Raw genomic sequence first — 26,905 nt, forward strand, 5'->3', positions numbered from 1 at the left:
AGGACCCTCGTCATGTCCGACCCGCGCCCCGCACCGGTGGCCGACCCGAAGTGGTGGACGCTCGCCGCGGTCTGCCTCGGCGTCTTCATGCTCCTGCTCGACATCACGATCGTGAACGTCGCGCTGCCCGACATCGCGACCGACCTCGACGCGTCGCTGTCCGACCTCCAGTGGGTGATCGACGCCTACGCCCTGTCGCTGGCCGCGCTGCTGCTCACGGCCGGGTCGTTGGCCGACCTCTACGGCCGCAAGCGCGTGTTCGTGATCGGCACCCTGCTGTTCACGGTGGGCTCGCTGGCCTGCGGCTTCGCCCAGGACGTGGTGTTCCTGTGCCTGTCCCGGGCCTTCCAGGGCATCGGCGGCGCGGCGATGTTCGCCACCGCTCTCGCCCTGCTGGCCAGCGCCTTCCGCGGCAAGGACCGCGGCACCGCGTTCGGTGCCTTCGGTGCCACCACCGGTGTCGCGGTCGCGGTCGGACCGGTGCTCGGTGGTGTGCTGACCAGTGGCATCTCGTGGCGCTGGATCTTCTTCGTCAACATCCCGATCTGCGTCGTCGCGATCGCGATGACCGCCGCCAAGGTGAGGGAGTCCCACGACCCGCGCGCCGGCCGGCCCGACTGGTTCGGCTTCGTGACGTTCTCGCTGGCGCTCGGCTCGCTGGTCTACGCCCTCATCGAGGCCGGGCAGCGCAGCTGGGGTGACCCGCGGGTGGTCACCTTCCTGGTCGCGGCGGCGGTCCTGCTCGTCGTGTTCCTCGTGGCGGAGGTCCGGGGCTCGCACCCGATGTTCGACCTCGGCCTGCTGCGCAAGCCGACGTTCACCGGTGGACTGGTCGCGGCGTTCGCCGTCTCGGCGTCGGTCTTCTCGCTGCTGACCTACCTCGTGCTCTACGTCCAGGGCGTGCTGGGCTACGACGCGGTCGGCACCGGCGTCCGGTTCCTCTACCTGTCGGTGGCGTCCTTCTTCGCCGCCGCGGTCGCGGGGCGCCTCACCTCGTTCGTGCCGACCCGGTGGCTGATCGGTCCCGGGTTCCTCGTCCTCGGCGTCGGGCTGGTCCTGCTCGGCGGGATCGAGCCCGACGACACCTGGACGCACCTGATCCCCGGACTGGTGGTCTCCGGCATCGCCGTCGGCATGATCAACCCGCCGCTCGCGTCCACGGCCGTCGGCGTGGTCAGCCCCGACCGGTCGGGGATGGCGTCCGGGGTCAACTCCACGTTCCGCCAGGTCGGGATCGCCACCGGCATCGCGGCGTTGGGCTCGATCTTCAGCCACCAGGTCTCCGACGCCGTCGCGTCCGGGCTCGGTGACAAGGTCCCGCCCGCGGCGCTGGAGGGGCTGACGGCCGCCCTGACCAACGCGCAGGTGGTCGCGGCGTCCGAGGGCGCCCGCCAGGCCGCCACGCAGCAGGGCGGTGCCGCCGCCGGGGCGCAGGCGTTCGACCTCGTCCACACGGTCGGCACGTCGGCGGTCGTCGACGCGCTGAACCACATCACGCTGATCGCTGCGACGCTCGCCTTCGTCGCCGGCGTGGTCTGCCTGCTGATGATCCGGCAGCAGGACTTCGTCCAGCACGAGGCCGAGGCGATGGCCGCCGTCGGCTGACCCTGCGATGGCAGCCGGGCGCTAGCCGGGGCGCAGGTCCGGCGGTACGTCGACGGGGCCGAACCCGGTGCCCAGCTCGGCGTCGAGGAAGGCCATGAGCGCGGCGTTGAGCGGACCGAGTCGCTCGCCGGGTGCCAGGTCGAGGTCGCGGAGCATGCAGAACGTGCCGACCGCGGCCGGACCGGCCAGCACGTGGCCGTCGGCGTCGTCCTCGCCCGCTGCGCTGAGACACGAGCCGTCCCAGCGGACCGGGAGCTCGCACGACTCCGCCGCCACCCGGCCCGTGCTCATGGCCAGCGCCTTCGCGACGCGGTGCCCGTCCATCGCGGGCAGCGCCCACGCCTCCAGCTCGGCCACGGTGACCTCGGGAGGGTGGTCGGCGAGCTGCGCGAGCTGGAGCAGCAGGAACGCCATGTCGTCCGTCGCCCGGGCCAGCGTGCTGAGGCCCCCGGCCATCCGGGTGTTGAGCTCGGTCGGACGGAACCCGTCGCGGGTCAGCACGCCGTCGATCCCGAACGCGCCGCGGTAGCCGACCCGCTCGCGCAGGTGCTCGCCGGTCCGGCGCACCAGGTCGCGCATCTGCGCGCGGTCGTCCTCCGGCGGGTCCCAGGTGGTGCCCTGCCCGCCGTACACGAAGCGGCGGTCCTGCCCGCGCAGGATCGCCAGCTCCACCGGGCGAAAGGCCGCGGTCCCGTCGGGGAGGACGATCCCGTGGATGCTGCACGGGACCCCGTCGAGGAACGGCAGCACCCGGACCCGGTCGCAGCGCGGCGCGAAGAACGCCAGCGCCGCGGCGCGGTCCTCCGGCGTGACCACCCAGCGGGTGAAGTCGCCACCGCCGTTGAAGCCGTCCCGGGCGTCACCGGCCCACACCGTGCCGGCGCCCTCGTCGAGCTCGTCGGCCGCCGCGTCGAGCGCCCCGGCGTCGACCGGCACGACACGCGCCGGTGCGTGCGCCGCGCCGACGGCGTCCCACACCGACTCGGCGAGCAGCTTGTCCTCCAGCGCGAGCCACGACGCGGGCCGGCCTCCGAGCACGGGGCGTCCGTCGAACGGCTCGTTGACCACGAACCAGCCCATCAGCCAGACCGCCTCGCAGTCCGGGTCGTACGCCGCCAGCGCGGCCGCCGCGGCGGGTGGCAGGTCGTGCACGAGCACGTCCGCCTCGCGCAGCTCCTCGGTCATCGACGGCGCCGGGGGCCGGTCGATGACGTGCACGTCGGCCTCGTCGTCGTCCGGGACCGGCCCGGCGCCCCGACCCGTCGCCAGGACCAGCGGCCTCCGTGCGCCCGCCTCGCGCAGCATCGACAGCCACGTGACCGAAGCGGCCAGCGGGACGAGGCCGACGACGACCTTGCGCCCTCCGAAGAGCCGGGCACCCAACAGGGCCTTCCACGCTGCGCGGGTCTGCTCGTCGGCCAGGTCCATCGGGTCAGGCTAGGAACCGGACGACACCCGCTGCGACCTGTTTTCCGTCCACCGCTTCCAGCCGCTCCGGATCTTCCGCACCAGCACCACGACGAGCGAGACGCCCGACGCCAGCAGCACGAGGGCCACGCCCAGCGCCAGCCACGGATGGGTGACCGCCAGCAGCACGACGGTCGCGACGCCGAGGTCCTCCGCGACGCTCGTCGTCGCGTTGGTGACCGGCTCGGGGGAGGTGTTGATCGCCAGTCGCAGCCCGGCCTTGACCCCGTGCGCGGCGAGCGCCGCACCTCCACCGACGACGGCGTAGACCGCCTGCTCGAGGGTGGAGACGTCCCCGGCGAGCAGCACGCCGATGACCGCGCCGATCGTCGGCCGGATCGCCGTCGAGATCGCGTCCCACGACGAGTCGACGTACGGGATCTTGTCGGCGACGAACTCGACCGCGTACAGCACGCCGGCCACCACCAGGACGTCGGTGCGGGCGAGCACGTCGGGCACCTGGGCGAGCTGCCAGAAGCGGTCGGCGAGGCCGAGCACCAGCACGACGAGGTAGGCGTTCACCCCGGTGGCGAGGCCGCTCGAGGCCACCAAGGGCATGAGATCCACGCCGCAACTCTAGGCGGGTGAGCCCGGGCACCCGCGGATCTGAGGACGCGCCCGGGCGTGGCCTCGGGCCGCCGCTCCCGTCCGGCACGAGTGGACCAACGGACTAAACCGTCCGGCCGAACCCCTTGACGAGCGCAACATCTGCCGGGTTGGCTTGGCACCGGCCCGGCACCCTTCCGGGCTCATCTCGGGAAAGGGAATGCGCGATGGCGCCCAGGTTCAGACGACTCACGCGGTTCGGGACGGGAGCGGTGGCGACGTCGCTGGCCCTCGCCGGGCTCGCCCTCACGACCCCCTCGGCCTCCGCGACGGACTGGAGCGCGTGCCTGCAGGGCTCCGGCGACACCCAGGCGACGTTCGCCCGGGCCGCGAAGGTCAGCGGCGTTCCCGAGGACGTCCTCCTCGCGGTCGGCTACCTGGGGTCTCGGTGGAGCCAGAACGCCGGGCAGCCCAGCGTCTCCGGCGGGTACGGCGTGATGCACCTGACCGACGAGGCGGTCAGCGCCACGTCGGCGCCGGCCAAGGGCGACACCAACCGCGGGCTGCCCGACCGGGCCGGCACGATGAGCGTCGCGCGCGACGAGACCGGCCTGTCGCTGCAGCGGCTGCGCACCGACCCCGTCGCCAACATCTGCGGCGCGTCGGCCGTGCTCGCGTCGTACCAGCCGGGCACGACCGCCCAGCGGCCCGCCGCGTGGAGCAAGGCGATCGCGCTCTACGCCGGCACCGCCGACCGCACCGAGGCCCTGCACTACGCCGGGCTGGCGTTCGACGTGCTGCGCAGCGGCGCGACCGAGACCACCGACCTCGGCGACACGGTGACGCTCGCGGCGAACCCCGACGCCTCCTTGAACGAGGCGGCCGTCGAGGACGACCGGCTGCTCCAGCCCGGCGTCCAGGAGCTCGAGTGCCCGGCGACGATCGCGTGCGACGTCGTGGAGGCGCAGTACCGCAGCACCGGCCCGTCGCCGACGCAGTACGTCAACTACGACCTCGCCGACCGGGAGAAGGACCTCTCGATCGACTACCTGGTCGTGCACAACACCGAGTGCACCTACGACGTGTGCACCAAGCTGATCAAGGGCGAGGCCGAGCCCAACCGGTTCGTGTCCTGGCACTACACCGTGCGCTCCAACGACGGTCACGTCGACCAGCACGTCGCCACCCGCAACGTGGCCGCTCACGCCGGCAACTGGTACCTCAACATGCACTCGATCGGCGTCGAGCACGAGGGGAAGGCCGGTGAGCCGGGCACCTGGTACACCGAGGCGCTCTACCGCTCGTCCTCCGAGCTGGTGAAGTACCTCGCCGACAAGTACGGCTACGAGCTCGACCGGGCGCACGTCGTGGGCCACGAGGAGTTCGGCTCGTCCAACTACAAGTGGGACCCGGGCCCGTACTGGGACTGGGAGCACTACATGACGCTCCTCGGTGCGCCGATCCGGCCCGACCGCCGTGGCCCGAGCAGCGTGTTCACCGTCAAGCCGGGCTTCACCGACAACGCGCGTGCTCTCGACGGCTGCTTCACCCCGGCCCGCCCCTGCCCGTCGTTCGGTACCAACTACGTCGACGTGCGCACCGCGCCCAGTGACGACGCCCCGCTCGTCGAGGGTTCGACGGACCTGGTCTCGGACCGCAACGCCCGGGCCGCCGCCGGCCACAAGTTCTACGTCGTCGAGCGGCAGGGCGACTGGCTGCAGGTGTGGTGGGACGGCATCGCCGGCTGGATCAAGAGCCCCAAGGGCGAGACGGCCGACGTGGTGCCCTCCCAGGGCGAGGTGGTCGAGGCCGTCGGCAAGCCGGCCACCGTCTACCAGCGGGCGTACCCCGAGGCGGCCGCCTACGAAGGCACGCCGGTGCCGTACCAGGGCCAGCCCGTCCTGCTCGGGGCCGACAACAAGACCGCGATCACCCTGCAGCCCGGGCAGCAGTACGTCATCGCCGACAAGACCGTGCCCACCGACTACTACTTCGCCAAGACCATCGACAACTCGCTGCCCGGCGACAAGACGGTGGTCACCGGGCAGCAGAAGTACTACCAGGTCTGGGTCGGCCACCGCTTCGGCTACGTGAAGGCCGAGGACGTGCAGGTGCTCTCCGGTCGATGAGGGTCCTCGCGCCCTTCCTCGCGTTCACGCTCGTCGTCGTCGGCTGGACCACCGGTCCGGCCGGCGCGGCGGGCGAGATCACGGCCGCCCGGGCGATCTCCACCCAGAACGGCTCGACCGCCGAGGTGCGCGGGCACGTCGTCGGGCAGCCCACCTCGTCGAGCACCGTGGTGACGAGCGGCTTCCCCGACGACTACGCGCTCGCCCTCGCCGACAGCCCGGGGGAGACCAGCACGTCGCGGATGGTCTACGTGCAGGTCCCCACCGCGTTCCGGTCGCAGTGGGGCCTGCGCAGCAACCCCGGCCTCCTGGGCGACCGGATCGACGTGACGGGCACGCTGACGGCGTACTTCTCCCACGCCGGCCTCAAGAACGGCACGGCGTTCGCGTTCGCGGATGGTGGGGACGGGGACCCACCGCCCGGTGGTGGCGAGTACGACGGCACCTACTACGCCTCGGCGATCGGCCTGACCGGCAGCGCGCTGAAGGCCGAGCTGCACGACATCGTCAGCACCGGCGTCACGCGGATCAGCTACGACCAGGTGTGGGAGGCGCTGAAGCAGACCGACGAGGACCCGGGCAACGCGGCCAACGTCGTGCTGCTCTACTCCGGCCGCTCGCAGAGCAAGTCGAGCAACGGCGGCGACCCCGACGACTGGAACCGCGAGCACGTCTGGCCGCAGTCGCACGGCGGCTTCGGCACCACAACCGGACCGGGCACCGACCTGCACCACCTGCGGCCCGAGGACGTGACGGTCAACGGCACGCGCGGCAACAAGGACTTCGACGACGGCGGCTCGTCCGTCGCGGAGTGCTCCGGCTGCCTGACCGACGCCGACTCGTTCGAGCCGCGCGACGCGGTCAAGGGCGACGTGGCGCGGATGGTGCTCTACATGGCCGTGCGGTACGACGGCGGCGACGGCTTCGCGGACCTCGAGCCCAACGAGTCCACGAGCAACGGCTCCTCGCCGTACACCGGGAAGCTCTCGGTGCTGCTCCAGTGGAACCGAGAGGACCCGCCGAGCGCCTTCGAGCAGCGCCGCAACGACGTCATCTTCGACACCTGGCAGCACAACCGGAACCCGTTCATCGACCACCCCGAGTGGGCGGACGCGATCTGGTGACGCGTCCCGCGCGTCCGGCCCGCTACCGATATCGGTAGTCCGAGCGTGACCCCTGGGTCACTCCTGGACTACCGATATCGGTAGCGGCTGTCGGTGGTCGGTCCTAGCGTCGCGCCATGACCGACACCGATCCCGTCCCCGGCTCGCCGGAGTACCCCTGGGAGCCGCCGCTCTCCGGCACCGAGGTGGAGCACCTCGCCGGCGCGCTCGACCGGCTGCGCACGACGTTCCGCTGGAAGGCCGACGGCCTCGACGCCGGGGGCCTCGCCACCACGATCGGGTCGTCCAGCCTGTCGCTGGGGGCGCTGCTCAAGCACCTGGCGCTGGTCGAGGACTACACCTTCACGGCCAAGCTGCGCGGCGAGTCGCCGGGGGAGGTCTGGTCCGACTACGACCCCGACGTCGACGACTGGGTCTTCGTGTCGGCGGCCGACGACACGCCCGCGGCGCTCTACGCCCGCTACGACGAGGCGGTAGCGCGCTCGCGCGAGCGGTTCCGCGCGGCGCTCGACGAGGGCGGGCTCGACGGGCCGATCGCGCTGACCGGCCCCGACGACCAGCCGGCGAGCCTGCGCCGGCTCGTGTTCGACCTCGTCGAGGAGTACGGCCGTCACACCGGCCACGCCGACCTGCTCCGGGAGAGCGTCGACGGCCTCGTCGGCGAGGACCCGCCGGCGGGCTGGCGGCCGGTGAGCGGCAGCTACGCGTTCTCCTGAGCCTCGACGACCTTCGTGAGGCTGTCGGGGTCGCGCCCGACGACGGTGGTGCCGTCGTCGGCGGTGATGATCGGCCGCTGGATCACCCGCGGCTGCGCGGCCATCGCGGCGAACCAGTCGTCGCGGTGCGCCGCGTCCCTCGGCAGGTCGATGCCGGCCTCGGCGGTCTCCTTCGGGCGCGCGACGTGCCACGGCTCGACGCCGAGCCGGTCCACGACCGCGCGCAGCTCGTCGGCGGTCGGCGGCTCGTCGAGGTAGCGACGCACGGTGTACGACACGCCCGCCTCGTCCAGCGCCGCCGTCGCCGCGCGGCACTTCGAGCAGGCCGGGTTGACCCAGATCTCCACGGTTCCTCCTCGCCGAGCCCGTGCGCTCAGTCGACGTCGGTCTCGGCGGCGCCGGTCATCGCGACCAGCTCGTCGAACGTGCTGCTGAACACCGCCGCCGGGTGACCCGCGGCGGCCCAGACCTCGTCGTACTTCCGCAGCCACGGGTCGATGTACGTCGGGATCGGCGCCGGGTGCGCGATCGGCGAGACGCCGCCGATCACCTGGCCGGTGTGCTCGCGCACGAACTCCGGTGCCGCCCGCTTCAGCGCCGGGACGCCGACCCGCTCGGCCACCTTGGCGGTGTCGACGCGGTGCGCCCCGGAGGTGAGGATCAGCACCGGCTGGTCGCCGGCCGCGAACAGCAGGCTGTTGGCGATCGCGCCGACCTCGCAGCCGAGCGCCTCCGCCGCCAGCGCCGCGGTGTGCACGGAGTCGGGCAGCACCACGATCCGACCGGCGCCGCCACGCCGCTCGAGCTCGTTGCGGAACCGCGCGATCGCCGGGTGCTCGCCGGCCTGGTCGAGCGCGCCGGCCGGGTCGACGGGGTTGTCGGTGGGCTCGGGGATGGTCACCCCAGGACCCTATCCACCGATCTTCCACCGATCGCGCCAACCCGTTGAGGACTGTCGGGGGAGCGGTGTACCGTTCAGGTATTCGAACATGTGTTCGAACGCCTCGACTCCGGGGACGGTGACCTCGACCCCCACCGTCCCCGGGCCAGAGGCAACCGCGAGGCCTCCGCAGGGCCACCGCGGTCCGAGCAGCACAGCAGCACAGCAGCACAGCCATCCGGGCGGGGTCGAGGGGTCGAGAGCGAGCAGCGAAGGAGTGGGCGGCATGCGGCGCTACGACGACCCCGTGGAGGTACGCCGAGGCCTGGTCGACGGACCCGGCGGGCAGCAGGAAGGACCCGAGCAGTTCCTCTGGCGGGGCCGGCTCTGGAAGGTCCGCGACGTGGTCGCGCACTGGGTGGAGACCGGGCCCTGGTGGCAGTCCGCCGGCGTGCACGCGGTGCTCGGCGCCGACGGCGCCACGGGCACCACGGGCGGGACGGCCACGGCGACCGCCACGGCGGGGCCGACGGCGGGCGTGCGCACCGACCTGCTCGCCGAGCGCGAGGTGTGGCGGGTCGAGGCCTCCCGCGGCCTGGCCGCCACCCACGCGGCGGGCGGGCCCGGGCTCTTCGACCTGGTCTTCGACTGGGCCGACGGCACCTGGGCGCTCACCCGCTGCGACGACTGACCCGCCACCCGCGTCCCGAGAGGAGGAAGCCATGACCACCAGCACCCGCACCACCGGCACCCGCACCGCCCGCACCGCCAGCCCGGTCCACGCCTTCGACGTCCCGGCGTCCAGCCACGCCTACCTCGCCCGCGCCGCGGAGTCCCTGCGCGAGGCGATGACCGGCCACGACGTGCCGATGCGCTACGCCCACGCCCACGTCGCCGCGCTGCGCGCCACCGCCGCCCTGCTCGCCGCCCGCGCCACCCGGGTCCCGCCGAGCCGCACCGGTCGGCGCCGCCCGGCGCAGAAGAACGCCTGGGTGCTCCTCGCCGAGGTCGCTCCCGAGCTCGCCGAGTGGGCGGCGTTCTTCTCGGCCGGCGCCGCCAAGCGTGCCGCCGCCGAGGCCGGCTCCACCCGTGCGGTCACCGCCCGCGAGGCCGACGACCTGGTCCGTGACGCCGACCGGTTCCTCGGCCTGGTCGAGGAGGCACTGGGGCTGACCCCGCACGTCCCGGTCCAGCTCTCCTTCGAGCCGGCCGCCGGCTCGATCGCCGACTCCCTCGCCGGCTGAGGAGGTCGCGTTGCCCGACCCGTTCGTGCATCTCCACGTGGCATCCGGCTACTCCCTGCAGTACGGCGCCTCCCACCCGCACGTCCTCGTCGAGCGCGCGGTCGAGCAGGAGATGGACACCCTGGCGCTGACCGACCGCGACGGCACCTACGGCGCGGTCCGGTTCGCCAAGGCCTGCCTGCAGGCCGGGGTGCGCCCGGTGCTCGGGGTCGACCTCGCCGTCGCCCCGTCGGGGCTGCTCCCGGTCGCGGCCGGGAGCAGCCCCGGGGGCCGCCGGACCGCCCGCACGCCCCGCACCCCGGTGCGCGGCGGGGCGTTCCGCGATCCCGGTCCCGAGCGCGGCGGCCTGCCCCGGATGACCTTCCTCGCCGCCGGCAAGCGCGGCTGGGCGACGCTGTGCCGCCTGGTGTCGGCCACCCACCTCGCGGGGGAGCGCGGCACCCCGGTCACCACCCGGGAGATCGTCGCCGAGCACCTCGCCGCGGCCGACGCCGGCGACGTGCTGGTCCTGCTCGGCCCCGGCTCCGAGCTCGGCCGCGCCGCCACCCTGCGCCGCGACGACCTGGCCCACGCCGTCCTCGCGTCCTGGCGCGAGGTCGTCGACCCGGCCGACCTGCTCGTCGAGGTGGTCTCCCACCGGCTGCCCGGCTCCGGCCCCGGCTCGTCGCCCCACGCCGCCCGGATGCTCGGGGCGGCCCGCGAGCACCACCTCGGCGCGGTGCTCACCAACGCCGTCCGCTACGCCGACCGCGTCGACGCCACCACCGTCGACGTCCTCGACGCCGCCCGCCGGCTGGTGCCGCTCGACCTGCGCCACGTCGACCGCGGCAACGCCGAGGGGTTCCTCAAGTCCGGCAAGCAGATGGCCGAGGTCGCCGACGAGATCTGCCGCTTCGCCGGCCTCGGCGACAGCGAGCGCGAGGCCCGACGGCTGCTCGCCCGCACCCGGGCCGTCGGCGACCGGTGCGCCCTCGACCCGCGCGCCGACCTCGGCCTCGGCGAGATCCACTTCCCGGAGTTCGGCGCCTCCCGCGACGAGGCCGACCGGATGCTGCGCGCCCGCTGCGAGGGCGCGATCGGCGACCGCTACGGCAGCGCTCCCAAGCAGCGCGTCTGGAAGCGCCTCGACGACGAGCTCCAGGTGATCAGCCGGCTCGGCTACGCCTCCTACTTCCTCACCGTCGGCGACGTCACCGACCTGATCAAGGAGATGGGCGTGCGCTGCGCGGCCCGCGGGTCCGGCGCCGGCAGCCTGGTCAACTACCTCCTCGGCATCTCCGGCGTCGAGCCGCTGCGGCACAACCTGCTCATGGAGCGGTTCCTCTCGCCGCTGCGGCAGGCGCTGCCCGACGTCGACGTCGACGTCGAGTCCGCGCGCCGGCTCGAGGTCTACGAAGCCGTCCTCGACCGCTACGGCGGCGAGCGCTGCGTGTGCGTGTCGATGATGGACACCTACCGCGTCCGGCACGCCGTCCGCGACGTCGGCGCCGCGCTCGGGATGCCGCTCGGCGAGATCGACGCCATCGCCAAGGCGTTCCCGCACATCCGCGCCCGCGACGCCCGGGTCGCGCTGCGCGAGCTGCCCGAGCTGCGAGCGTCCGGGTTGGGGGAGGAACGGCTCGACCTGATGTTCCGGCTCGTCGAGCGGCTCGACGGCCTGCCCCGGCACATCGCGGTGCACCCCTGCGGCGTGCTGCTCTCCGACGCCACCCTGCTCGACCGCACCCCCGTCGAGGCCTCCTACGCCGGCTTCCCGATGAGCCAGTTCGACAAGGAGGACGTCGAGGACCTCGGCCTGCTCAAGCTCGACGTGCTCGGCATCCGGATGCAGTCCTCGATGGCCCACGCCGTCGCCGAGATCCGGCGCGTCGACGGCGTCACCGTCGACCTCGACGACGAGGAGCAGGTGCCGCTCGACGACGAGCCGACCTACCGGATGATCTCCACCGGCCGCACGCTCGGCTGCTTCCAGATCGAGAGCCCCGGCCAGCGCGAGCTCGTCGGCAAGTCCGGCATCGAGACCTTCGAGCAGGTCATCACCGACATCTCGCTGTTCCGGCCCGGCCCGGTCAAGAGCGACATGATCACGCCGTACCTCGACGCCAAGCAGGGCTGGAAGATGCCCCTCTACCTCCACGACGACCTGCGCCCGATCCTCGGCGAGACCCACGGCGTGGTGGTGTTCCACGAGCAGGTCATCGAGATCATCGCCCAGTTCGCCGGCTGCACCCTGGCCGAGGCCGACGAGGCCCGCCGCGCCCTCGGCGACGTCGAGGGGATGGCGGAGACCAAGCTGTGGTTCTTCCCCCGCGCGGTCGGCCGCGGCTACCCCCGCCGGCTGGTCGGGGAGGTCTGGAAGGTCCTCGAGGCGTTCGCGTCGTTCGGCTTCTGCAAGGCCCACGCCGCCGCGTTCGCGCTGCCCACCTACCAGTCCGCCTGGCTCAAGCGGCACTGGCCGGCGCACTTCCTCGCCGGCGTGCTCACCCACGACCCCGGCATGTACCCCAAGCGGCTCATCCTCGAGGACGCCCGCCAGCTCGGCATCGCCGTGCTCCCGCTCGACGTCAACGCCAGCGAGAAGGAGTACGTCGTCGAGAAGGTCGGCCTCCACGACGAGCCCCCGCCCGAGATCTTCGGCGCCGCGCCGAGGCAGGCGCCGCACCCCGACCTGCCGGACGGGCGTGCCTACGGCATCCGGCTCGCCCTCGACGAGGTGAAGGGGATCGCCGAGGCCGAGGTGCTGCGCATCGTCGCGGCCCGGCCCTACCAGTCGCTCACCGACTTCTGGCACCGCGCCCGGGTGTCCCGGCCGGTCGTCGAGCGGCTGGTGCTCGCCGGGGCGTTCGACTCGATCTACGGCATCGGCTCGCCGCTGGCCGGCCGCGGGGTCCGCCGCCGCGGCACGGTCACCCGGCGCGACCTGCTGCTCCAGGTCGCCGACCTCGACCGGCACACCCGGGCGATCGACCGCGCCGGCCAGGGCCGCGGGCGCGGGCTGCCCCGCAGCGGCACCGTGCCCAACGGCCGCGAGGGGGCCGCGGTCCGGGCCGAGGCGGCCGCGCGTGCCAACAGCTCCGACGACCGGGTCCGGGCCGAGGGCCGCGACGAGCTTGCGGTCCGGCCCTCCGGCGCCCGGTCCGGCCACGAGCCGTGGGAGCAGCCCTCCAACCTCGCCGACCAGTCCCAGCTGCACCCCGCCCGCGCCAAGGCCGGCGTGTGGGAGCAGGCCGCGCGCCAGTCGCAGGCCACCCGCAAGGCCCGGCCGGTCACCTCGGTCCAGCTCGCCCTCGACCTCGGCGACGCGCCGGTCGACGGCGAGGTGTCCGGGCTGCCGGAGATGAGCGCCTCCGAACGCGTCCGCGCCGAGCTCGAGATCCTCGGCCTCGACGTGAGCCGGCACGTCGTCGACTTCTACGCCGGCCTGCTCGACGCGCTCGACGTGACCCGGTCCGTCGACCTGCTCAACCGGCGCAGCAAGTCCGAGCTGCTCGTCGCCGGGGTCAAGGTCGCCACCCAGACGCCGCCGATCAGGTCCGGCCGCCGCGTCGTGTTCCTCACCCTCGACGACGGCACCGGTCCGGTCGACGCGACGTTCTTCGAGGACGCGCAGGGACCGTACGCCGCCACGGTCTTCGGCTCCTGGCTGCTCCTCGTCCGCGGTGAGCTGCGGCGCACCGGCCACCAGGGCGTCTCCCTGCGTGCCACCGGCTGCTGGGAGCTGTCCGCGCTGCACGACCTGTGGCAGCGCGAGGGGATCGACGCCGTGCGCGAGGTGCTCGCCGCCGTGCCGGAGGGCTTCGCCGCCGCCGACGTCGACGACCGCGCCACCCGCGGCGCCGCCGAGAGCCGGGCCACGCGGCCGGTGATGGCCAAGCCGGCGTCGTTCGGGGGCGACGAGGGGGAGGGCGACGGCGTCGCCCGTCCGGGCGGTGGCGCGGGTGCCGCGGGCGGCATGGGCCGGCGCCGGGTGCTCGTGCACTCCAGCGGCTTCAAGATGTCGCCGTACGCCGACATCAAGCCGGCCGGCGAGGACACCAAGTCTGCACCCCGCAAGCTCTGGCACTCGTCCCCTGGATCCTCGGGGGCATGAGATGAGGACGCCACTAGGGTGGGCGTCATGCCCGCCGAGACCAGCCTCCAGCGCCGCAGTGCCGCCCGCACCGCCGTGGTCTGGGGTGCCCTGCGCGACGTGCTCGGCCGGGTCGCCGGGGGCGGTTCCGGCAGCGGCAGCGCCCGGGTCGTCGACGTCGGCGGCGGCACCGGTGGGCTCGCCGTCCGCGCCGCCGGCCTCGGCCACGACGTCACCGTCGTCGACCCCAGCCCCGACGCGCTCGCGATCCTGGCCCGCCGCGCCGACGAGTCCGGCGTCGCCGACCGGGTCACCGCGGTCCAGGGCGACCTCGGCACCCTCGCCGACGGGTCCCTGGCCGACCGGGTACCCCCCGGCACCGCCGACCTCGTGCTCTGCCACGGCGTGCTCGAGATCGTCGACGACGTCCCGGCCGCACTCGCCTCGATCGCCGCGCTGCTGCGCCCCGGCGGTGTGCTCAGCCTGCTCGTCGGGCAGCGGCACGCCGCGGTGGTCACCCGGGCGATGGCCGGCCACTTCGCGCAGGCGCTCGCGATCCTCGACGACACCGGCTCCGGCACCAGCGGCACCGGGCGTCGCTTCACCGCCGACGAGGTCGCGACCGTGCTCGACGAGGCCGGGTTCGACACCGACGCCATGCAGGCCGTCCGGGTGTTCGTCGACCTGGTGCCCAGCTCGCAGGTCGACCTCGAGCCCGGCGCGGCCGAGCGCCTCGTCGCGCTCGAGCAGGCCGTCGCCGACCGGCCGGAGTACCTCCCGCTCGCCACGCAGATCCACGTGGTCGCCACCCGCCGCTGACGCGCGAGGTCGCACCCGGAGCCGCATCAGGGTTTGCACCGGGAGCCGGCCGTGACGGCCGCGCCCTGGGACCCCGTCGCCACGGCCCGGCTCGACCGCGCGGTGCTCGAGCGCGCCTCCCGCGACTGCCCGGTGCTGCACGTCGACATGGACGCCTTCTACGCCTCGGTGATGCTGCGCGACCGGCCCGACCTGGCCGGCGTCCCGGTCGTGATCGGCGGTGGCCAGCGCGGGGTGGTGCTCTCGCCCAGCTACGCCGCGCGCGCCTACGGCGTCCGGTCCGCGATGCCGATGACGCGTGCACGCCGGTTGTGCCCGGGGCTGGTGGTGGTCAGCCCCGACTACGACCAGTTCAGCGCGGTGTCGTCGTCGGTGATGGAGACGTTCCGCCAGGTCACCCCGCAGGTGCAGGTGATCTCGCTCGACGAGGCGTTCCTCGACGTGCGCGGGTCGCTGCGCCGGTTCTCCTCGCCGTACGCCGTCGCCGAGCACCTCCGTGCCCGCATCCACGACGAGCAGCGGATCACCTGCTCGGTCGGGGTCGCCGGCACGGTCGGGCTGGCCAAGCTCGCGTCCCGGCGCGCCAAGCCCGACGGCGTCGTGGTGGTGCCGCCCGAGGAGGTGACCACGTTCCTGCACCCGCTCGGCGTGGAGGAGCTGTGGGGCGTGGGGGAGAAGACCGCCGCGATGCTGCACCGGCTCGGCCTGATGACGATCGGCGACATCGCGCACACGCCGCTCCCGACGCTGCACCGCGCGATCGGCGTCGCGATGGGCACCCAGCTCCACGAGCTCGCCTGGGGCATCGACGGCCGCACCGTCGTGCCCCGGCGCGGCGACGACGAGCCCGACAAGAGCATCGGCGCCGACGAGACCTTCGGCCGCGACAGCGACGACCACGAGGTGATCCTGCGCGAGGTGCTGCGGCTCTCGGGCAAGGTGGCGGGGAGGATGCGCACCGCCCAGGTGTGCGGCCGCACGGTGACGCTGAAGGTCCGGTTCGCCGACTTCACCACCATCACCCGCTCCCGCACGATGGCCGAGGCCACCGACGTGACCCGGGAGATCTACCAGACCGCCGCCGACCTGTACGCCGCCCTCGGCCTGCAGCGCGCCCGGATCCGCCTCGTCGGCGTGCGCGTCGAGGGCCTGATGCCGCGCACCCGGGTGCAGCGCCAGCTCGTCCTCGGCGGCCGCGAGCACGGCTGGCAGGAGGCCGACCAGGCCGTCGACCGCGCCGTCCTCAGATACGGGGATCGGGCGGTCCGACCGGCTACGCTCCTGCGGGGAGATCGGGCGTAGCCCGGTCACAGCACCTCCGGGGGGAGGCAGAACGAGTGGCTTCACGCAGCCCGGCTGACGGGCCGGCGCGCGCACAGGCGCGCCCCCTCGGCCTGCCGACCCAGCCGCCGGGCACACCCGGGCCGGGCGCCGGCGACCGCTACACCCCGGTCACCGCGCTGGCGCCGGTCGCCGAGGCGGAGATGTTCCGCAGCATCGCGGCCAGCACCCCCGACGGGGTGGTCGCCGCCGACGCCGCCGGCGTGATCGTCTGGGCCAACGACGCCGCCGCCGAGATGTTCGGCTGGGACCCCGCCCACCTGGTCGGCCGCCCGGTCACCGTCCTCGTCGACGCGAGCGTCCACCCCGAGGCGCTCGAGCTGCGCCGCCGCGTGCTCAGCGGCGAGCCGATCGGCCGGATGACCAGCACCGGCCTCCGCCGCGACGGCACGACCTTCCCGCTCTCGCTCGTCCCGGCGATCCGCCGTACCCCCGCCGGGCAGGTGCTCGGCATGAGCGCCATCACCCGCGACCTCACGTACGAGCAACAGGTGCGACGCGACCTCACCGAGGCGCTCGCCCGGTCGCACGCCCGGTTCGACCAGGTCGCCAAGCCGCAGGCGCTGCTCGACCTCGACGCCCGGTTCGTGTCCGTCAACGACGCGAGCTGCAGGCTGCTCGGCTGGCGGCGCGACCAGCTGCTCGGCCGCGACGCCCGCACCCTGGTGTACCCCGTCGACCTCGGCGACGCGACCGTCAAGCTCGACCGGCTCGCGGCGGGGGAGTCCGACGCGATCAGCTACGAGGTCGTCGCCACCCGGGCCGACGGCAGCGAGCTGCCGGTGCTCATCGACGTCTCGCTCGTGCGCGACCGCGACGGCACGCCCCGCGAGCTGGCGGTGTTCGGCCACGACCTCAGCGAGGTCGCCGAGGCCCACGAGCGCGTGGAGAAGCAGGACGCCTTCTTCCGAGGCCTGTACCGCCGCGCCGTCGACCCGGCCCTCGCCCTCGACGCCGCGGGCCAGGTCGTCTACGCCTCGCCGGCGTTCACCCGGGTGTTCGGCTACCAGCCCGAGGAGATGCGTGACCGCAGCGCTCTCGAGGTGCTGCACCCCGACGACGTCCCGCGCTGCCGCGCCATGCTCGACCGGATCACCGCCGTTCCCGGCCGCACCGACCGGATCACCGTCCGCGGCCGCGACGTGACCGAGCGCTGGCGCTGGTTCGAGGCCGTGGCCACCAACGCGCTCGACGACCCCGCTCTCTCCGCACTCGTCATCAACCTGCACGAAGTCACCGCAGAGCTCGCGGCCCGCGAGGAGCTGCGCCGCTCCGAAGAGCGCTACCGCGCGATCGTGGAGACCGCTCAGGAGGGGATCATCCACCTCGACCGGCGCGGCACGGTCCTGTTCGCCAACGAGAAGACCGGCGACATCCTCGGCGTCGACCACGCCGCCCTGGTCGGTACGTCGATGCTCGACCTCCTCGACGGCGACGAGCGCGCCCGCGCCGAGGACCGACTGGCCCGGCGGCCGCTGACCGGGCCGGAACAGCTCGAGGTGCGCTACGCCCACCCCGACGGCACCCACCGGGTCCTGCTCATCGCGGCCGGCCCGCTCTCCGACGACGCCGGCGGCGAGCTGGGCTCGCTCGGCATGGTCAGCGACGTCACGCTCGAGCGCGAGGCCGAGGCCGAGCTGCGCTACCAGGCGCTGCACGACTCGCTGACCGGCCTGCCCAACCGCGCCCTGCTGATCGACCGGCTCTCGATGGCCGCGCACCGCCAGCAACGCGTCGCCGCCACCGGCGACGAGGCCGGGGCCGGCCTCGCGGTGCTGTTCCTCGATCTCGACCACTTCAAGCTGATCAACGACTCGCGCGGCCACGAGGCGGGTGACCGGCTCCTCGTCGAGGTCGCCGGACGGCTCTCGGGCGCCGTCCGCGAGACCGACACGGTGGCGCGGCTCGGTGGCGACGAGTTCGCCGTGGTGTGCGAGGAGGCCACGGCTGCCGACGCCGACCTCGTCGCCGAGCGCGTCCAGGAGGCCCTGCGGGTGCCGTTCGACCTGGGCGGCGAGCCGGTCCACGTCGGCGCCAGCATCGGCATCGCGATGTCGCCGCCGCACTCCATCTCCGACCTGCTCCGCTTCGCCGACGCGGCGATGTACACCGCCAAGGTGTCCGGGCGCAGCCGCACCTCGGTGTACGTCGACGCGACGGAGGACGACGGGTCGCTCGCCGCCGAGCGACGGCTGGCCGTGTCGACGGCCCTGCACGAGGCGCTCGCCCGCGACGGCGTGACGCTCGGCTACCAGCCGATCGTCGACTTCGCGTCGCAGCGGGTCGTCGGGGTCGAGGCGCTGATCCGGTGGCAGCACCCCACGCTCGGGCTGCTGGCCGCTGACGAGGTGGTGCGGACCGCGGAGACCGCCGGGCTGTCCTACGACCTCGACCGCGCCGTGATCCGGTCCGCCGGCCGCGACCTCGTCGCGCTGCGCGAGCGGGGCGTCATCGGGGGAGATGTCTACGTCTCCGTGAACATCTCGCCGCGCACCACCTCCCAGCAGAGCCTCGACGACCTGGTCGCCGAGATGCTCACCGAGACGGGCTTGCCCGCCTCGTGCCTGTCGCTGGAGATCACCGAGCACGCGATCATGGACCACGCCGACCAGGCGGGCGCACTGCTCGACCGGCTCTCGGCCAGCGGGGTCAACGTCGCCATCGACGACTTCGGCACGGGCTACAACTCCCTGGTCCACCTCCAGCGGCTGCCGGTGCGGACGCTGAAGATCGACCAGTCGTTCGTCACCGATCTCGCCGACCACCCCGAGGCGCTCGGCATCGCACGGTCGGTCATCGGCCTCGCCCGGGCCTTCGGCATGGCGACGGTCGCGGAGGGCGTCGAGCAGGCCGGCCAGCTCGACCTGCTCCGGGCGCTGGGCTGCGACGCCGGCCAGGGATACCTCTGGGGTGCCGCCGCCGGCGTGGACGAGCTGGAGTCCTTGCTCGCGACGCTCGCCTGAACGGCCGCTTTGCTGCCCGCCCCAACGAGCCAGTCGCGCAGGTGGAAAAGCAGAAGCCCCCGGTCCGTCTCGAGTTCGGACTGGGGGCTTCCGTTGCCGACGCATCGGGGGGCTGAGGCATCGGCACCGCGTTCGGCAGGGGGGCTTGCGTCCCGCGGCGTGGGGTCCTGAGGTCACGCGCGTCGTTCCTCCCAAGAGCGACGCGTGCTCGTTCAGTCGAGATGTTCTTCGGCCGGCCCGCGACACCCCTTGATAGTCCGAACGGACTATTTCCCGACGGACGTCCGGCCCCCGAGCCCGCAGATCCCCGCGCGCGAGCGCGAAAGGTGGAAAGGTTGTCGCCGTTCGGTCATGCTGGAAATCGGCATGGATCACCCAAATCGTCTGTCGTCCGGAACGGCCAGGGCTGGAAGCGACCATGAGCATGGATGAGACGCGTGCACCGCAGGGGGCGGTCGCGAGCGTCGAGGAACCGCCGCGCCACTGGTCCGAGCTGTCCCTCGACGGGCTCCGCGCGTACCGCCGCCGGCTGGCCGACGAGGAGGAGCGTGTCTCCTACTGGCGCCGGCTCGCGCACGCGCGCATCGACGTCCTCGAGGCCGAGGCGCACCACGAGCGACCGCTGCACATCGACGAGCTGGTCCGCGTGCTCGGCGACACCGGCCAGGGCCGCGGCCGTACGGCGCTCGTCAGCGTTCACGCCGCCGAGCCGTTGCCCGACCTCCCGGTGCTGCAGGAGATGTGGGTGACCGAGCTCGACCCCAACGACGCCGCCGCCGTGGCCGACGCCCTCGACCGGCTGCGCACCGCCGAGCAGCAGCTCACCGAGTACCGCAAGGCCCTGCACGGCCGGCTGGACCAGGCGACCAAGGAGCTGATCGGCCGCTACCGGGAGGACCCGGTCAGCGCGCTGGTCGCCCTGACCCGCCCGCACACGCGCACGGGAGGGCTCGCGTGAGCGACCAGGACAGCGTGCTCCTGCTCTGGAAGGAGTACCAGCAGACCGGCGACGCGAACCTCCGCAACCGCCTGGTCATGCAGTACGCCCCGCTGGTGAAGTACGTCGCCGGCCGCATGCGCACCCGGCTGCCCGACTCCGTCGACCAGGACGACCTCGTCTCCGACGGCGTGCTCGGCCTGATGGACGCCGTCGAGCGGTTCGACCCGGAGCGCGGCCTGACCTTCCAGACCTTCGCGGTTCCGCGCATCCGCGGCGCGATCATCGACGGCATGCGCGCGATGGACTTCGTGCCGCGGTCGGTGCGCGACAAGCTCCGCACCGTGCAGAAGGCCCAGCTCGCCCTCGAGGAGCGGCTCGGCCGCAGCCCCGAGGTCGAGGAGGTCGCCGCCGAGGCGGGCATGCCGCTGCAGCAGGTCCGCGACCTGACGAAGCAGGCCTCGGGCAACCACGCGAACCTCGACGACTTCGACCTCGCCGACGAGCTCGCCTCGGCCACCGACACCGGTGTCGAGGAGGGCGACGACAACGCCCTGCTGATGCGGATGGTGCAGGAGCTCGCCGAGCGCGACCAGGTCGTGATCGCGCTCTACTACTTCGAGGGCCTGACCCTGGCCGAGATCGGCTCGGTCCTCGGCGTCACCGAGTCGCGCGTCAGCCAGCTGCACAGCCGGGCGACCGCGACGCTGCGCACCAAGATCGTCGCGCTCGAGTCCGCCTGACCGGACACGGATGGCCCGGACGCGACCGGATCGTGGTCCCGAGGGGTGAATTTTCCCACGACCGGGTACCACCGTCTTGAACTGCTGCCTAGACTTGGGCACACGATGACTGGCGGGAGGTAGCCGTGCCGCTCTCGGAAGAAGAGTTGCGACTGCTCGAGCAGATGGAACGCGCGCTGGTCGCCGAGGACCCCAAGCTGGCCTCCACGATGCGCGGTTCCCGGATGCGTCACCACGCGCGTCGTCGCGCCTACATCGCCGGCGGTGTCTTCCTCGTCGGTGTCGTCACCCTCATGACCGGAGCGGTGACCTCCCAGACCGTCGTCGGCATCGTCGGCTTCGTGGTGATGCTGGGAGCGGCGTACGTCGCCCTCGTGTCCTGGCGCGGCTCCAACGCCAGCCACGACAACGAGGCGCCCGCCGACCCGCACTCGCCGTTCACGCTGATCGAGGGCGGCCGCGCCAGCAAGCGCAGCAAGCCCGCGCGCGGCGGTCGCGGCCAGCAGCACGGCACGATGATGGAGCGGTTCGAGGAGCGCTGGCGCCGCCGCCGCGACCAGAACGGCTTCTAGCCCAGGCAGCCCCGGACATCGAGAAGGGACACCGGCCACGGTCGGTGTCCCTTCTCCGTGTCTGGGGCTGATTCGTGTGCGAGGCGCCCGCGTGGATCACCCCGTGGCGCGCAGACGATTCATGGTCAGACCGCGCGGTCGACGCCGGGCTCGTCGAACCGGAGCTGCCGGCGCCGGCCGGTGGTCGTCGCACCGCCGTGGATCAGCGAGGCCGGGAGCCAGTCGGCCTTGGTGCGCGCCCGGCGGCTTGCTCCTGCCCGCAACGCCTCGACGCACCGCGCGACGTCGGCGCGCGTCGCGTCGACCTCGGCGGCCGACGGCGGCACCTCGCGGGCGTACCGGGCGAGCTCGACCAGCCGGACCAGCCCGTCGAGGGACCGGGCCGCCTCCGGGTTGGCGTCCTCGCCGCGCGCCTCGGCGCGGGTCATCGCGTCCTCGTCGCCGCCGGGCCGGCCGAAGGACCGGACCAGCTCGCGGGCCCGGCTGCGCACGGTGACGGTGTCGTCCCAGGCGACGCCGAGGTCGCGCGCGGTGTCGCGCAGCTCGGCCCAGCTCGCCTCGGCCAGCAGCACCGGTGACGTCGCCGTCGCCCACCGCCGGCGGCGCACCAGCTCGCGCAGCAGCCGGGGGACCAGCAGGACGAGCGCCACCAGCAGGACCAGACCGGCCGTGCGGACCAGGAAGCGCAGGTCGATGCCGCCCCCGCCGCCGCCCGACCCGGCGGCGGCCGACGCGGTCGGCTGGTCGATCCGGTTCTGCGTCGGGGCGACCGCGCGCGAGGAGGTCGTGCTGCCCGGGTCGTCGCGGTCGATCGTGCCGCGGGTGTACGACGGCACGGTCGGCGCTTGCACCGCGGGCGTCGGCTCGAACCGCACCCAGCCGATGCCCTCGAAGTACATCTCGGGCCACGCGTGCAGGTCGTGGGTGCTGTAGGTGTAGGTCTCGCCCCCGTCGGTCGAGGTCGGACGGAGGAAGCCGACCGCCACCCGTGACGGGATCTTCAGCGCCCGACCCATCGTGGCCATCGCGGTGGCGAACTGCTCGCAGTAGCCGCTCTTGTCGTTGAGCAGGAAGTCCTCGAGCTCGCTGAGCCCGGTGCCGGGGCGCCGGGTGAGGGAGTACTCGAAGCCGCCGCCGACCCGGAACCAGCGCTGCAGAGCGACGGCCTGCTCGAACTTCGTCGGCTGGTCACGGGTGACCTCCAGGGCGAGCCGGGTGACCGCCGGGGGCATGTCGGGCAGCTCGGTCATCGGCTGGAAGATCGTGGCCGGGACCGGTGCCGACGTCGCGAGCTCCTCGGCGGTCGGGTTCACCCGCAGCGACTGCAGCTCGTAGCTCTGGCCGCGGGTGTCGAGGTCGTCCACGGCCGCGATGAAGTCCATCGTGCGGACGTCGTAGCGCCAGTCGCCGGGCGCCTCGAGGGAGTGCGTGGGGTAGGGGGCCGGCAGCCAGTTGGAGTCGAACCGGTCGTTGATGCTGACGTCCCAGTCGTAGATCTCGCGCTCGGTCTCGTCGTCGAGACCGGGCGGCCGGGGGAGCAGGCCTTGGGCGGACTGGTCGCGCGGGATGTCGCGCTCCGACGGCCGCCAGCTGTCGCCGTCGAAGCGGTCCAGCACGGTGACCCGCAGGTACGTCGGGTCGGGGTCGTCGGTCCGCACGGTGATGAGGTCGACGTCGCGGCCGCGTGAGAGGTCCCGCCGCATGTCGGCCATCGGGTTGGTCAGCGACACCGAGTCGCCGCTGCCGCCGGGGCCGTTGCCGAAGCCGTCGAACAGCTGCAGCGACAGCGTCGGCACGAGCAGCGGCACCAGCACGGACAGGCCGGTCGCGGTGACGCCGATCTTGCGGGCCGAGGACCAGACGGCCTGGCTGTTCACCTCGGTGCTCTGCGAGTCGAACATCCGGTGGTCGGAGACCTGCCGGCCCCACTGCGACAGCCGGGTCGCCTCCTGCGCGGCGATGAGGAACAGGAAGCACAGCGCCCCGGCCGCGAACTTCGCCCAGGGGACGCCGCCGTCGAGGATGCTGATCGGGGCGGTGTACGCCGCCAGGAGGGGAAGGCCCGCGACGGGCGCCCGGCGCAGCGTGCACGCGATGAAGTCGACGAGCAGGACCATGCCCATGCCCGCGACGATCATCAGCGGGGCGAAGGCCGTGGCCTCGGCGGGCACCGGGGCGGCGTAGGTGCGCGCGACCTCGGCCGCGTCCACGAACGCGAGCCGGAACGTCTCCAGCGACGTGGCGTTGGGGATCCAGCCCCACGTGGCGGCCGGCCCGGCGAGCCGGTGGTGCAGCCAGACCCCGACCACCAGCACCTGCACGAGCAGGACCAGCAGCGGGTGCAGGCGCGCGGCGCGCAGCAGCACCCCGCTGACGGCGACCAGCAGCGCGCCGAACGCGAGCGGCACCAGGAAGGTGCTGGGCTGCTCCGCGAACGGCGACCAGACCAGCAGCGTCACCCACGCCGTGAGCGCCGCGAGCCCGGCGGTCAGGGCCGAGCCCGGCAGCCCCAGGTCGAGCCGGTCCCTCACAGCACGCTCCTCGCGGAGGACACGGTCGCCGACTGCGACCGGGTGGTGGAGGCGGTGCGGCCGAGCAGGCCGAGCTCCTGCCACACCGTCGGCAGCGGGTCCCGCGGGCCGGCGGCCACCGCACGCCAGCCGTGCGCGGTCAGCCACGGCACCGCCGGTACGGCGGCCGCGCCCGCGAGCGGGGCGCCTCCCGGGGCACGGCCCCAGGCGCCGACGTCGAGGGCGACGGCCATGGCGCCGGCGGCGGAGTGGCGCATCCGCGTGAGCACGGGGTGGTCGTGGTCGGAGACGGCGCCGAGCACGCCGATGAGCAGCCCGGAGTGGCCGCCGTCCTGGAGCCACTTCACGTCGAGGTGCGGGTGCGTGACCGCGGAGACCACGGCCAGCGACTCCAGCAGGTGCCGGGTCTCGGCGGCCATGACGGTGTGCTCGTGCCACTGCGAGGAGGTCTCCTCGCCGGCCGCGGTGACCAGCCGGACGTTGAACCCGCGCTGCACGAGGTGCACCGCGATCGACGCGGCCGCGACCACGGCGTGCTCCAGCGAGGAGGCCGGTCCGCTGCCCACGTGCGCGATCTTGCGGTTGTCGAGGAAGAGCGTGGCGCGCGACTGCCACGGCTGCTCCTCGCGGCGCACCATCAGCTCGCCGGCGTGCGCGCTGCTGCGCCAGTGCACGCGGCGCAGGTCGTCGCCGCGGCGGTACTCGCGCACGGTGACGTCCTCGGCGCTGCCGCTGGCGAAGGCCCGGGGCCGGTTGTCGCCCGAACCGGTCCACGCGCCCGACAGCGGCACCGGCGGCAGCGGCACCACGCGCGGCGTCACCACCAGCGACGACGTCGTCTGGAACGTGCGGTCGAGCTCCACCATCCCGAACGGGTCGCTGAGCCGGACCTTCATCGGGCCGATCGTGAACTTGCCGCGCACGTCGGAGCGCACCATGTAGCCGACCTGCCGCTTCCACCGCGGCCCCATCCGGTCGACCACGAAGCGGGGGCGGGTGCCCAGGACGTAGGGGATCTGGTCCTCGAGCAGCAGCAGACCGGTCGGCATCCGGCCGTCGTTGGTCAGGTCGACCGAGACGCGGGCCTGCTGGCCGGCAGACACCTGCGCCGGCGTCAGCGTGCGGACCAGCCCGAGACGGTAGCGGCTGCGGCCAAGGAACCACGCGGTCACCAGCGGCACGAGCAGCAGCAGCGCGCCGACGCGGACGAGCTCGTCGTACCCGAGGAACACCGCACACACCGTGGCCGTGAGCCCGGCGGCCAGGAACGCCCGGCCTCGGGTGGTCAGGGCGGAGAGTGCCTCACGCATCGTCGGCTCCCGCTCAGCCGCGTCGGCTCTCGGGCATCGCGACCCCCGCGACGATCTGCCGGACGGCCTGCTCGGTGGTGCGGCCGCTCATGGACGCCTCCACCGTCGGCAGCATCCGGTGGGCGAGCACCTGCACCGCCAGCTCCTGCACGTCGTCGGGGATGACGTAGTCGCGGCCGCTGATCGCCGCCGCGGCCTTGGCGGCGCGCACCAGGTGCAGCGTCGCGCGCGGCGAGGCACCCAGCAGCAGCTCGGGGGAGCGGCGGGTGGCGGTCGCGATCGCGACGGCGTAGCGGTTGACCGCGTCGGAGACGTAGACGTCGCCGACGATCCCGATCAGCTTGCGGATCTCGGCCGCGTCGGTCACCGGCTCGAGGTCGTCGAGCGGGTTGGAGCGCGTGTGGCTGTCGAGCATCGCGATCTCCGCGGCCTCGACCGGGTAGCCCATCGACACCCGCGCCATGAACCGGTCGCGCTGCGCCTCGGGCAGGGCGTAGGTGCCCTCCATCTCGATCGGGTTCTGGGTCGCGATCACGATGAACGGCGCCTCGAGGTGGTACGTCGAGCCGTCGACGGTGACCTGGCGCTCCTCCATGCACTCCAGCAGGGCGGACTGCGTCTTGGGGCTGGCGCGGTTGATCTCGTCGCCGACGACGACGTTGGCGAACACGCCACCCGGCCGGAACTCGAACTCGCGGCTGTCCTGGTTGAAGACCGACACCCCGGTCACGTCGGACGGCAGCAGGTCGGGCGTGAACTGGATGCGGCGCACCGAGCAGTCGATGGTGCGGGCCAGGGTCTTGCTCAGCATCGTCTTGCCGACGCCGGGCACGTCCTCGATGAGGAGGTGGCCCTCGGCGAGCAGCACGACGACCGCGAGGCGCGCGACCTCGGGCTTGCCCTCGATGACCTTCTCGATGCCGCCCCGGACCAGGCCCGTCACCCGCTGCAGGGTGTCGAGGTCGGCTCCTGCCGATCCCGTGCCGGTCTCCGCTCCTGTTGAGGTCACGCGATCCTCTTTCTCCCTCTTGGCGGCGCCGCCTGGTGCGTGCGCGTCCCCGTCCCCAGCACCCCCGGGGTGGAGGTAGTCAACCTCATCGCCGGTGACGTGTCACCGACCTCCCGGAAGCGTCCCCCGAGCGTCACCGAATCGTTCGCCTCCAGTCTGCCCGCACGTGCCCAGAGCCGCCTCCCTCCACCTCGCCCCACCCGCCCGCTCCACTTCGCCCCACTGCCCGCTCCACTCCGCCCCACCCACGCCTGCGGGCCCGGTCCCACGCCGTTCCCGCGCCGTTCCCGCGCCGTGCCCGGGCCGGCTCCGGCCGGCAGCGGAACCGCCCGCGAGCAGGCGGGAAACACGGGGGAGAAAGCCCGGAAATGGTTGACGGTGGAGGAAAGTGGGTTAGAGTGGAGCGCAGTGGAGGAGAGGGAGCCTCTCGACGTGGACCTGGGGAGGGACCGGATGTTCTTCGGTACCTACACACCCCGGCTCGACGACAAGGGGCGCCTGTTCCTCCCGGCGAAGTTCCGGGACGAGCTTGCGGAGGGACTCGTGGTCACTCGAGGGCAGGAGCGCTGCCTCTACGTGTGGTCCATGGAGGAGTTCGGCAAGCTCACCGAGCGGCTGCGCGAGGTGCCTGTCACCAACAAGGCCGCACGGGACTACGTCCGCATGTTCTTCGCCGGCGCCTCCGACGAGACGCCGGACAAGCAGGGCCGCGTGACCATCCCGCCGATGCTGCGGGAGTACGCGTCGCTGTCGAAGGACTGCATCGTGATCGGCGCGATGAACCGGATCGAGATCTGGGACGCCGCGTCGTGGCAGAGCTACTCCGACGAGCAGGAGCAGGCCTTCGCGGACCTCTCCGAGGACGTCTTCCCGGGTCTCTGACCCGGCCGGCACAGCACG

Annotated in this window: 21 protein-coding genes; 14 read left to right on the forward strand and 7 right to left on the reverse strand. The window is 73.4% G+C overall.

The features are described 5' to 3' along the window. The first annotated feature begins 12 nt into the window (after window positions 1–12). Complete coding sequence (locus ETU37_RS11220) at window positions 13–1,605, forward strand: MFS transporter (RefSeq protein WP_129987420.1); 1,593 nt, start codon at window positions 13–15, stop codon at window positions 1,603–1,605. Window positions 1,606–1,626: 21 nt separating this feature from the next. Here ETU37_RS11220 and ETU37_RS11225 read toward each other — a convergent pair whose 3' ends face one another. Both ETU37_RS11225 and ETU37_RS11230 read right to left on the reverse strand, forming a co-directional pair. After that, the gene (locus tag ETU37_RS11225; protein ID WP_129987421.1) at window positions 1,627–3,033 is read right to left on the reverse strand and encodes a hypothetical protein; all 1,407 of its coding nucleotides are present in this window, start codon (window positions 3,031–3,033) and stop codon (window positions 1,627–1,629) included. Between the two features lie 9 nt (window positions 3,034–3,042). Continuing rightward, window positions 3,043–3,630, reverse strand: a complete 588-nt coding sequence (locus ETU37_RS11230) for a DUF4126 domain-containing protein (protein WP_129987648.1) — start codon at window positions 3,628–3,630, stop codon at window positions 3,043–3,045. Between the two features lie 260 nt (window positions 3,631–3,890). On the opposite strand from ETU37_RS11230, the gene ETU37_RS11235 reads away from it, so the two are divergent. The 3 genes from ETU37_RS11235 to ETU37_RS11245 all read left to right on the forward strand — a co-directional run bounded on the left by ETU37_RS11235 (window position 3,891) and on the right by ETU37_RS11245 (window position 7,587). Beyond that, window positions 3,891–5,747: a peptidoglycan recognition protein family protein gene (locus ETU37_RS11235; protein ID WP_129987422.1), complete on the forward strand. Its 1,857-nt coding sequence runs from the start codon at window positions 3,891–3,893 to the stop codon at window positions 5,745–5,747. Next, window positions 5,744–6,871 carry an endonuclease gene (locus ETU37_RS11240; RefSeq protein WP_129987423.1) on the forward strand — a complete coding sequence of 376 codons (1,128 nt, stop codon included), beginning with the start codon at window positions 5,744–5,746 and terminating at the stop codon, window positions 6,869–6,871. The genes ETU37_RS11235 and ETU37_RS11240 overlap by 4 nt, the downstream gene beginning before the upstream one ends. A 116-nt stretch (window positions 6,872–6,987) precedes the next feature. Further along, entirely contained in the window at window positions 6,988–7,587 is a 600-nt protein-coding gene (locus tag ETU37_RS11245; protein ID WP_129987424.1) for a mycothiol transferase, read from the forward strand. On the opposite strand, the gene ETU37_RS11250 is transcribed toward ETU37_RS11245, so the two are convergent. Beyond that, window positions 7,572–7,934 carry an ArsC/Spx/MgsR family protein gene (locus tag ETU37_RS11250; protein WP_129987425.1) on the reverse strand — a complete coding sequence of 121 codons (363 nt, stop codon included), beginning with the start codon at window positions 7,932–7,934 and terminating at the stop codon, window positions 7,572–7,574. The genes ETU37_RS11245 and ETU37_RS11250 overlap by 16 nt on opposite strands. 26 nt (window positions 7,935–7,960) lie before the next feature. After that, complete coding sequence (locus tag ETU37_RS11255; protein ID WP_129987426.1) at window positions 7,961–8,488, reverse strand: YbaK/EbsC family protein; 528 nt, start codon at window positions 8,486–8,488, stop codon at window positions 7,961–7,963. A gap of 265 nt (window positions 8,489–8,753) precedes the next feature. On the opposite strand from ETU37_RS11255, the gene ETU37_RS11260 reads away from it, so the two are divergent. The 9 genes from ETU37_RS11260 to ETU37_RS11300 all read left to right on the forward strand — a co-directional run bounded on the left by ETU37_RS11260 (window position 8,754) and on the right by ETU37_RS11300 (window position 21,155). Further along, a complete protein-coding gene (locus tag ETU37_RS11260) occupies window positions 8,754–9,158 on the forward strand; it encodes a DUF6504 family protein (protein ID WP_129987427.1) in 405 nt (134 codons plus the stop codon). Between the two features lie 31 nt (window positions 9,159–9,189). Next, window positions 9,190–9,711: an SAV_6107 family HEPN domain-containing protein gene (locus ETU37_RS11265; protein WP_165372501.1), complete on the forward strand. Its 522-nt coding sequence runs from the start codon at window positions 9,190–9,192 to the stop codon at window positions 9,709–9,711. A 10-nt stretch (window positions 9,712–9,721) separates the two neighbouring features. Beyond that, complete coding sequence (locus ETU37_RS11270) at window positions 9,722–13,801, forward strand: DNA polymerase III subunit alpha (RefSeq protein ID WP_129987428.1); 4,080 nt, start codon at window positions 9,722–9,724, stop codon at window positions 13,799–13,801. Between the two features lie 27 nt (window positions 13,802–13,828). After that, complete coding sequence (locus tag ETU37_RS11275; protein WP_129987429.1) at window positions 13,829–14,599, forward strand: methyltransferase; 771 nt, start codon at window positions 13,829–13,831, stop codon at window positions 14,597–14,599. Between the two features lie 51 nt (window positions 14,600–14,650). Further along, entirely contained in the window at window positions 14,651–15,901 is a 1,251-nt protein-coding gene (gene dinB, locus ETU37_RS11280) for a DNA polymerase IV (protein ID WP_240755676.1), read from the forward strand. Between the two features lie 35 nt (window positions 15,902–15,936). After that, window positions 15,937–18,903 (forward strand): PAS domain S-box protein, encoded by a 2,967-nt coding sequence (locus tag ETU37_RS23860; RefSeq protein ID WP_129987430.1) that lies wholly within the window; start codon window positions 15,937–15,939, stop codon window positions 18,901–18,903. 418 nt (window positions 18,904–19,321) lie between these two features. Beyond that, window positions 19,322–19,861: an RsiG family protein gene (locus tag ETU37_RS11290; protein ID WP_240755677.1), complete on the forward strand. Its 540-nt coding sequence runs from the start codon at window positions 19,322–19,324 to the stop codon at window positions 19,859–19,861. Continuing rightward, window positions 19,858–20,583, forward strand: a complete 726-nt coding sequence (locus ETU37_RS11295) for a FliA/WhiG family RNA polymerase sigma factor (RefSeq protein ID WP_240755678.1) — start codon at window positions 19,858–19,860, stop codon at window positions 20,581–20,583. Before ETU37_RS11290 ends, ETU37_RS11295 begins: the two co-directional genes overlap by 4 nt. A gap of 125 nt (window positions 20,584–20,708) precedes the next feature. Beyond that, window positions 20,709–21,155: a DUF3040 domain-containing protein gene (locus ETU37_RS11300; protein ID WP_129987431.1), complete on the forward strand. Its 447-nt coding sequence runs from the start codon at window positions 20,709–20,711 to the stop codon at window positions 21,153–21,155. A 125-nt stretch (window positions 21,156–21,280) separates the two neighbouring features. On the opposite strand, the gene ETU37_RS11305 is transcribed toward ETU37_RS11300, so the two are convergent. The 3 genes from ETU37_RS11305 to ETU37_RS11315 are packed head-to-tail and all read right to left on the reverse strand — an operon-like array spanning window position 21,281 to window position 26,005. Continuing rightward, on the reverse strand, window positions 21,281–23,686 hold the full coding sequence (locus tag ETU37_RS11305; protein ID WP_129987432.1) for a transglutaminase TgpA family protein: 2,406 nt from the start codon (window positions 23,684–23,686) through the stop codon (window positions 21,281–21,283). Then, window positions 23,683–24,996, reverse strand: coding sequence for a DUF58 domain-containing protein (locus ETU37_RS11310; RefSeq protein ID WP_129987433.1), 1,314 nt, complete (start codon window positions 24,994–24,996; stop codon window positions 23,683–23,685). Before ETU37_RS11310 ends, ETU37_RS11305 begins: the two co-directional genes overlap by 4 nt. 13 nt (window positions 24,997–25,009) lie before the next feature. Continuing rightward, window positions 25,010–26,005, reverse strand: coding sequence for an AAA family ATPase (locus ETU37_RS11315; protein WP_129987434.1), 996 nt, complete (start codon window positions 26,003–26,005; stop codon window positions 25,010–25,012). Window positions 26,006–26,458: 453 nt separating this feature from the next. On the opposite strand from ETU37_RS11315, the gene mraZ reads away from it, so the two are divergent. Continuing rightward, on the forward strand, window positions 26,459–26,887 hold the full coding sequence (mraZ, locus tag ETU37_RS11320; protein ID WP_129987435.1) for a division/cell wall cluster transcriptional repressor MraZ: 429 nt from the start codon (window positions 26,459–26,461) through the stop codon (window positions 26,885–26,887). Window positions 26,888–26,905 lie beyond the last annotated feature (18 nt).

The organism is Nocardioides iriomotensis (assembly GCF_004168035.1).
In the GTDB taxonomy this organism is placed as follows: Bacteria; Actinomycetota; Actinomycetes; order Propionibacteriales; family Nocardioidaceae; genus Nocardioides_B; species Nocardioides_B iriomotensis.